Annotated in this window: 4 protein-coding genes and 2 pseudogenes; 3 read left to right on the top strand and 3 right to left on the bottom strand. The window is 58.6% G+C overall.

The window, feature by feature from the left end:
• Together DS837_RS31615 and DS837_RS31610 are read left to right on the top strand one after the other, a co-directional pair.
• The coding region (locus DS837_RS31615) for a 3-hydroxyacyl-CoA dehydrogenase family protein (RefSeq protein WP_247890236.1) at positions 1-170 on the top strand (170 nt) is incomplete at its 5' end.
• 489 nt (positions 171-659) lie between these two features.
• A pseudogene (locus tag DS837_RS31610) lies at positions 660-887 on the top strand (IS5/IS1182 family transposase); the annotation flags it as partial.
• Between the two features lie 133 nt (positions 888-1,020).
• Here DS837_RS31610 and DS837_RS32965 read toward each other — a convergent pair.
• Positions 1,021-1,125 (bottom strand): annotated as a pseudogene (locus DS837_RS32965) (IS6 family transposase); the annotation flags it as partial.
• A 712-nt stretch (positions 1,126-1,837) separates the two neighbouring features.
• Between DS837_RS32965 and DS837_RS31605 the strand changes: the two are divergent.
• Positions 1,838-2,836, top strand: coding sequence for an NAD(P)-dependent oxidoreductase (locus tag DS837_RS31605; RefSeq protein WP_170296062.1), 999 nt, complete (start codon positions 1,838-1,840; stop codon positions 2,834-2,836).
• Here the strand turns inward: DS837_RS31605 and DS837_RS31600 are convergent.
• Positions 2,831-3,169, bottom strand: a complete 339-nt coding sequence (locus DS837_RS31600; protein ID WP_149168369.1) for a hypothetical protein — start codon at positions 3,167-3,169, stop codon at positions 2,831-2,833. The genes DS837_RS31605 and DS837_RS31600 overlap by 6 nt on opposite strands.
• 246 nt (positions 3,170-3,415) lie before the next feature.
• Positions 3,416-3,628, bottom strand: coding sequence for a hypothetical protein (locus DS837_RS31595; RefSeq protein WP_149168368.1), 213 nt, complete (start codon positions 3,626-3,628; stop codon positions 3,416-3,418).
• Positions 3,629-3,842: the final 214 nt, after the last annotated feature.

Raw genomic sequence — 3,842 nt, 5'->3', positions numbered from 1 at the left:
GCCTGGACACCTGTCTGGCGGTCATGCAGGTCCTCTACGAGGGTCTGGCCGACAGCAAGTACCGCCCCTGCCCGCTGCTGGTGAAGTATGTCGAGGCCGGCTGGGTCGGCCGCAAGGTCGGCCGCGGTTTCTACGACTACTCCAAGAACCCGCCGGCCCCGACCCGCTGACAAGCATGTAAAACCCCTTTCAAATTCTTTTTAGAAGGACGAAAAATGCTAACGTTTGAAGACTGCTTGGCGATTTCCGACGCTGAAGGAAGCGCAATCATGGCCACGGACATTAACACTGTTGAAGCATATAGAATGATGGCCCAAGCATCTTTGCGACAATCCAGCACATTGACGCCGAAAGGAGGCTCATTCAGGTCAGCAGACGAACGAAATCAGCAGGAACACCGAGACTGACCAGGACTCTGGCCAATTTCACGGCGTTCGGATCAGGCGTTTATCCAGAAGTCCAGCTCGTTGGCGATATAGTCGAAGACACGGTCAAGCCCATGGTCGCAATCCCCGGCGGGCTTGATGCTCCCCAACGCTCGCTGCTCGACCAGAGCACTTGGACCGTGTCGCCGTTGCCGGTCGGCCGCAACCGCGCGATGGGGGCGCCGGTGCACTCGCTGAGAAGCGTGGAACTGCGCGCCACCTTGCGCACGACTACTCCACCGGAAGATCGAGCAGGCTGGGACCGCACTCAACATCCCTCCACGTGCCAACAAGCGCTGGAAAAACTGCTTCTCTGCCTCCCTCTACCGGAACATTAATGTCATCAAGCGCATGTTCGGGCACCTCAAGGACTTTCGGCACATCTCCACCCATTATGTCTGCTCCGCCACCAACCTCATGGCGGCCGTCCACATAGCGGTAACCGCTACTTACTGGTCATAAGTCCGGCCCCCTTGGAATGACGGATCAGGATCGTCTCCTCGCCGGCCCACACTTACTTCGCGCCAGGAAGCGTTTGGCAGGCATTGTCACACGAACTGAACCGACGCGCAGATCGCCCAAATCTCCGACTGGCTCACGCCGCGGCGGTGGCGGCGTGCCACTCGGCCATCGCCTGCGCCCGGAAAGCACGCAGGGTGCCACGGGAGACCAAGTGGCGCTGAAGGTTGAAGGTGTTGTAGGGGTGACGACACGGAAGTGATCCTCGACTTTGCGCGTTGTGGGTTATAATTCCTATTATGCGCCGATCTAGAAGGTGGCCTCGTCGGCGATGAAGGCGAGAGCCTCGTTGTGCCACCGGACACTCGGGGATAAGCCACCAGGACAGGTATCGATAGCCGGTGCAGTTGTGGTAGATTAATTCTTTTGATCAGGAGCCGAGCTATCCGTTTCTATAGGTCAGCAGATGCTTTGGGTTCTCCAGCCAATCATGGCCCGAAGGTGAGACGCGAGGTCGCCGGTACTAGATTAAATGAATTGGCTTAGAAGCTGGATTTTTCGGGATTGTCATCTTCTCGTCCCGATTGCAAGGGTTAGCAGGGCAGAAAAGCCAGTCGCCGGAAACGGCGGCAGGCAAATCGAGCTTGTCCCGCGGGACAATCAAGGCGGTGTCGACAAAATATGGCTCGTTGAAAGTTCTTTTTCGGAACGGTGGTGGATCACATTGAGGTTGCCGCTGATAAGTGGCTCTGCGACGTAGCGAAATAGGTTTCATGGACGACGGGGTGATCGGCCGTGAGGTCCACTGGATTTCTGTGTTCGTACACACTAAGCGAAGATATGCAATTTAGCCAGATCTGGTCGCAGTCTACGACTACAACGTACGCTCGGTCTTGAATGGTAGGACCCGCCATCTAGGATTGCCCTAGGTAACTCATGTGGAGGTTAAAATCTTGATTGTTGCTTTAGTGGGATCGTCCTCCTTTGATCGATTCTTCAATCCAGCCCATGACGAGTTGCAACGGCGCGGCCATAGTGTGGCGCGGTTCTTAACGCGAAACGATCTACTTGCCGCAGTTGACGCGCTGCAGTGTTTGGAAATCCTTGGCGCGTCCTCAAGCTTTACAGCCGACCGGGAGTTGTTTGCCAAGATGCCGCGTTTGCGCGCATTGGTTTCCCCGTTCACAGGGGTCGAAGGGTTCGATGTTTCGGCCGCGACAGCAAACGGCATACTCGTGGCGAATGGCCAAATTACGGAAAACTCCGTCAGCATGGCCGAGGCCGCAGTTCTCTTCACGCTGGCTTCGCTCTATGACCTTCATGGCACTGAGCGCTACCTTCGCGAAAACCTGCCGCGTCCCTCGCAGGTCCGTGCGCGGATGCTCATGGGAAAGAAAGTTGGCCTGATAGGCTTTGGCAAAATTGGACAGGCTATCGCGGAACGGCTGTCTGCATGGGGTGTGAGGCTCGTCGCCTCGGTGCGCACGACGCGACCGATGCCCGCATATGTCGCCGCGCAGAGCCTCGATGAGGTGCTCGCGACAAGCGATGTCGTTATCATGGCGGCTTCGCTCAATCCTGAATCACGAGGAATGCTGGATCTTGACGCGTTGCGCCGGATGAAACCGGACGTGGTGTTTGTCAACATCACGCGGGGCGGCATCGTCCCCGACGATACGCTCGCCGCGCTCGCCGCAGAGCGACCTGCTATGCGCATCGCCCTCGATGTGTTCGACCCAGAGCCGCTGAAAGAGAATAGTCCGCTGCGCGACCTTCCAAACGCCATCCTTACCCCACACATGGTAGGACATACGGTAGAGTCTCAGATGCGCCTGCCGGAGGCATTCTGCGAGAACCTTCTAGCGGTGGCAGAGTGGCGGGTGCCTGAATACGTTGTCAATCCGTCTGTGATCGAAACGTGGCTGAGAAAACAGGACAGCGCACAGCTATAGTTGCGACGTAAGCGGTGTGAGCGCACCCTTCACCGATTCCCCGGGATCACCGCATGGATCTGTTGCGGCGGGCCTTGAAGTGTTCGCGAAGGTCGAGGATTGCCTTGGCCAGGGCTGGTAGTCGGCCTCGATGATAGGCGTTGTGCCGATCAGAAGAGGGTGCAAGGCCTGGAACGTGGTGTGTTCAGGCTTGTCCGGGTTGGTCATGCTCTTCCAGGCGCGCGGTGCCAGCCAGGTTGCCATGAGGAAGCCGAAGGACCAGAAGATCGGGTCCAAGCCTCCGGCATGGTGGGGCGGCAGTTGCGGCTGGTAGAGATAGGGAAATTGCGCCATCGTTTCCGACAGGTGGTCCCGGACCAGGAGCTTGAACCGATCCTCGAGGCGGACATTATTCCGTGGGCACCGTCAAGTTGGCGGCGGCGGGATTGCCGGGGGCGGTCGGGCTGGGTACGGTAGGGGCATGACGACGCGTTCCTATCCCCGTTTTTCCGGCTACCGCTACCCCGCCGAGGTCATCATGACCGCAGTGTGGCTGTACCGTACGCATCCGGTGAATGACGCGGATGCGGATCGAAGCGGTCAGCGTCCCGTTCGGTGGATTTGGATCAGTTCCTTGAGGTTCTCGACGCCATCCTCGGTCAGGGCATAGAACCACTGCTCGCGTGGGCCGAACACGGTCAGGCAACCGTCCTCCGGCTCCAACTCGATGGCGATGTCGATCAGCCATTCGACGTCCTCGCCGAGGATCTCGGCGACGCGCTCCATGGTCACGAGGTTGCGGGTTCTGGCCATGGTTCCTCAGGTCGCCGTGGTCGTCTCGTGCAGCCGCTTCCATTCCCAGGGCAGCAACTCGTGCAGCTTGGTCTGCGGCAGATCGTTGGTACCCCTCCGCCGAGCGCCGCCTTGTGACCGAGCGGGGAAGCTGAATCATAGAGCCTGTCCCTATGGCTATCCCTATGGCAGTCCCTATGACTATCCAACGCGTCGAGGTGATCACGGGCCTGGA

Source organism: Azospirillum brasilense, from assembly GCF_008365405.1.
GTDB classification, from domain to species: Bacteria; Pseudomonadota; Alphaproteobacteria; order Azospirillales; family Azospirillaceae; genus Azospirillum; species Azospirillum brasilense_D.
The sequence above is the reverse complement of the archived record's forward strand: the minus strand, read 5'-3'. Positions and strand labels throughout refer to the sequence as shown.

Excerpts from the sequence above, each read along its gene's own strand:
- DS837_RS31595 (WP_149168368.1), bottom strand. The coding sequence starts at position 3,628 with ATGGCCAGAACCCGCAACCTCGTGACCATGGAGCGCGTCGCCGAGATC.
- DS837_RS31600 (WP_149168369.1), bottom strand. The coding sequence starts at position 3,169 with ATGGCGCAATTTCCCTATCTCTACCAGCCGCAACTGCCGCCCCACCAT.